Annotated in this window: 3 protein-coding genes; 2 read left to right on the top strand and 1 reads right to left on the bottom strand. The window is 47.0% G+C overall.

Annotated elements, in window-relative coordinates:
* Positions 1 to 510: 510 nt before the first annotated feature.
* Complete coding sequence (locus IV54_RS07525) at positions 511 to 1089, bottom strand: helix-turn-helix domain-containing protein (RefSeq protein WP_057878768.1); 579 nt, start codon at positions 1087 to 1089, stop codon at positions 511 to 513.
* A gap of 142 nt (positions 1090 to 1231) precedes the next feature.
* Between IV54_RS07525 and IV54_RS07530 the strand changes: the two genes are divergently transcribed.
* Positions 1232 to 2134, top strand: a complete 903-nt coding sequence (locus IV54_RS07530) for an ABC transporter ATP-binding protein (protein WP_057878769.1) — start codon at positions 1232 to 1234, stop codon at positions 2132 to 2134.
* A 3-nt stretch (positions 2135 to 2137) separates the two neighbouring features.
* Entirely contained in the window at positions 2138 to 2911 is a 774-nt protein-coding gene (locus tag IV54_RS07535) for an ABC transporter permease (protein WP_083488554.1), read from the top strand.
* Positions 2912 to 3367: the final 456 nt, after the last annotated feature.

The following is a 3367-nucleotide window of genomic DNA, read 5'->3' on the forward strand; positions in this document are numbered from 1 at the left end:
CGAGGATAGGACGTTGCCACGCGAACGAAAGAACCCTGTGAGGGTTCTTTTTTTATGCAAAAAATTAAAAGAAAAGCGGACGCATGACCACAACGTCAGTGTACCTGGACGGGTGAGTGGCGTCAGAAACAAAACGAACGGTGTATTCGGGTATCTTCCATGTAATAATTACTGTGTTATATTTTCCCTTGTGACATGTTCAAGCAAATCGAGCGCATCATAAATGATGGTGCCTGGTAATCTGACTAAACACATCCAAGCTCATAAGGATTAATCTAGTGATAGTCAATTCTGAACCGACTTCCAATTGAATTTAGTGTTGTTCGTTTCTAACATTTTTAATGGCTGATAGCGATGGAATGCATTATCGTTGAAACAGAGTGCTTGCCAACTAAGCGGGATTAGAAGAATAGTTAATAAAAACAGGTAACGGCGCTTCCATGCAGGAAGGTCGTTACCTGTTTTTATGAGCAACTAAAGTAGGCCTCATGTATGACGACTACTCTAGTGTTATCTAACTTTAACGAATCGAGATTGCCAGTATTTCCTGACTAGTGCGATGACAACCACTAGACCACTGAATTGGCAGGTCGTCATGAGACCAAAGCCCATATTAAAGGCGTTGATACTCCCACTAATGAGGCTCAGCGCGGCAAACACCGTTAGGCCAGTCCAATGTACCCGACTCGTCCAAATGCTTGGGTGGCGCCGGGCAATGCCTAAATTACTCATAAGGCCAATCAGCAAAAGGATAAGAAAGTCAATCCAATAGAGGCCGGGGAAAGTTGAAAACTGAGTGATGCGTTCCACTAGGAGAATGCCGAACAGGACCACTAATAAGATCGAGCTTGGGTGGGCAACTGCTTTTGTGACGGGTTCTGCTGTCGCGCCCTGCAAGAGATCATCTACTGGAACAGCATATAACGTGGCTAATTGGGTAATGGTGGCGATGTCCGGTTGGTTCCGACCGGTCTCCCAGCTGGAAACGGTTTGTCGCGAGACGTGTAGTTGGTTTGCCAGTGCCGTTTGGGTCAATTGTTGGGATTGCCGGAATTGTCTCAAACGTGCGCCTAGTTCTGTTGATGCCATGGGGGCACCTCACTTCCTTAATAATTGCGATTAACTCTAGCATAGAGAATCAACGGGAAATAGCAAGCTATTCTCGCTAGCATCCGTATCATTCGGGGATTTGAACGGGTACGCTGAAAGGGAGTAGAGGAGATGATGTCCAGTGCAACGTGGGCAAGAGAAAATAGTTCAAGTAACCGGGCTACAGAAAAAGTTCAGCCGCCGCGGAGTCTTGCGTGATGTGAATTTCGCGTTTTCAGCTGGTAAAGTTGTCGGCTTAGTTGGGCCGAATGGTGCGGGCAAGACGACCATTATGAAAGTATTGTTGGGATTACTAACAACGGATGCTGGCAACGTTCGTATTTTGGGTCACCCCGTTTCAGTCAATACCCATACTGTCGTGACCCAACAGGTAGGTGCGCTCATCGAACATCCGGCAATTTATCCATTTCTGAGCGGCTGGCAACATTTGCAATTGATGACGACTTCCGCGGAACAAATGACGTGGGTGGTGCAGGCCCTTCAAATGGAAACTTACATCCACCGGCCGGCCAAACGGTACTCACTAGGCATGAAACAGAAGCTGGGAATCGCGATGGCATTAGTGAATCGACCACGGTTAGTCATATTGGATGAGCCAATGAATGGGTTGGACCCCCAATCGGTTAAGCGACTACGCCATTTGATTGGTCAGTTGGCAGGAGAAGGAACCACATTTTTAATTTCCAGCCATATTTTGAGTGAGCTGGAAAAGATCATTGATACGGTGATCTTAATTGATCAGGGAGAAGTGTTGCTCCAACGGACGATGACGCAACTTCAGGAATCGGCGCGACATGCATTAGTGGTGCGGACAACGGAAGATGCGCGGGGGTTGCAGGTGCTTTTACAGGCAGGCTATCCAGTGACACAGCGGGGCAGCAACTTGATCGTGACGAAGCCGGTTGCGTTGACGCCCTTACTGCGGACCCTACTTGACGCGCACATCCAGATTTTAAAGGTGAACCAGCACGAGGAAGATCTAGAGACAGTTTTGTTACGCTTATTAGCGGAGAGGAAGGTATAGGTTATGGGACGAGTATTGCAGCAGGAGATTTTTAAATTCAGACATCAACGTATGGCGTGGCTGGCCCCCGTCCTCCTAGTCTTCTTAATGGTCGGATTGGCTATGACGGCCCACGGCGCATCAGTCAGTGATCAGAAATTTTATATTTCATCGGCGTATGGCGGTTTTCAATGGCTGACGATGCTTATCATTGTGATTGGCGCTAGCTGTGTGACCATGGAATTCGAGTATGGGACGATCAAACAGTTGGCGACGCAGGTGAATCATCGCTGGACGATCTTTGTGGGGAAGTATGTACTAGTTCTCGGGTATAGCGTGTTAGGCCATGGGTTGGCTATCCTCGTGACACTATTGCTCAAGACTAGTGCTGGTCCGGGCCTACACTGGCAAACCATTTACCGCTATCACCAGTCGCTATTGGTTAATCTAGTGACTAATGCGGGGCTGGATATGTATGGTGGTGTGATGATTATTGGACTGGTCTTCTTGCTGGCAAGCTGTAGTCATAACAATGCGGCGGCAATCGCTATTGGCATGGGTGTCTGCTTCATGGGGGAAGGGGTGTCCAGTTTGGTATTGCAGTCGTTTAAGTCGTTATTGCCAGTGATGAAATGGAATCCATTTAACATGTTCTTCTTACAGGAGGAGTATGCCAATCCTAGTTATCAGCAGAACGTGACCCATTTGACGATCCAGCAGTTGAGTGTCGGCGGTCTTGTGTGGGCGGTATTCTTTGTTGGGGTCGGTGCGGTAATCTTTTCGAGACGGCGGATTTAGTTTGGGGAGGTTTGGCCGGAAATATGAGTTGCAAATTAGACATACTGGCAAGCGTCACGGCGACATCCACCCAAAAGAGACTTCTGGTCCGTGATATGGAGAGAGTGAGGGACGGATCTGGAGCCGCTACAAACGAATAGTGGGCTATCGACATTAGTTTGGAATCTTTGTTGACAGTGAGATGATGTGCATGGTATATTGTTTAAGTTGTCTTTTACGACAGCGGTTCGTTAATTTAAAAGGTTAAATTGCTTGTTGACAAGCGGTCTGACAAAATGGTATATTAATTGAGCTGCTTCATTAGGCAGCCAACAATTCACGGCTTGATTAAATCAAACTTATTGTTGACATCATATTGTTTGAATGATATGATTATTAAGTTGTCTGCGAGAGCAGATGACTGGTAGACCTTTGAAAACTGAACATTGTTTCGACAAACCAAATATGTGTAGGGCG

Source organism: Levilactobacillus paucivorans (assembly GCF_001437125.1).
In the GTDB taxonomy this organism is placed as follows: domain Bacteria; phylum Bacillota; class Bacilli; order Lactobacillales; family Lactobacillaceae; genus Levilactobacillus; species Levilactobacillus paucivorans.

Excerpts from the sequence above, each read along its gene's own strand:
- IV54_RS07525 (WP_057878768.1), bottom strand. The coding sequence starts at position 1,089 with ATGGCATCAACAGAACTAGGCGCACGTTTGAGACAATTCCGGCAATCC.
- IV54_RS07535 (WP_083488554.1), top strand. The coding sequence starts at position 2,138 with ATGGGACGAGTATTGCAGCAGGAGATTTTTAAATTCAGACATCAACGT.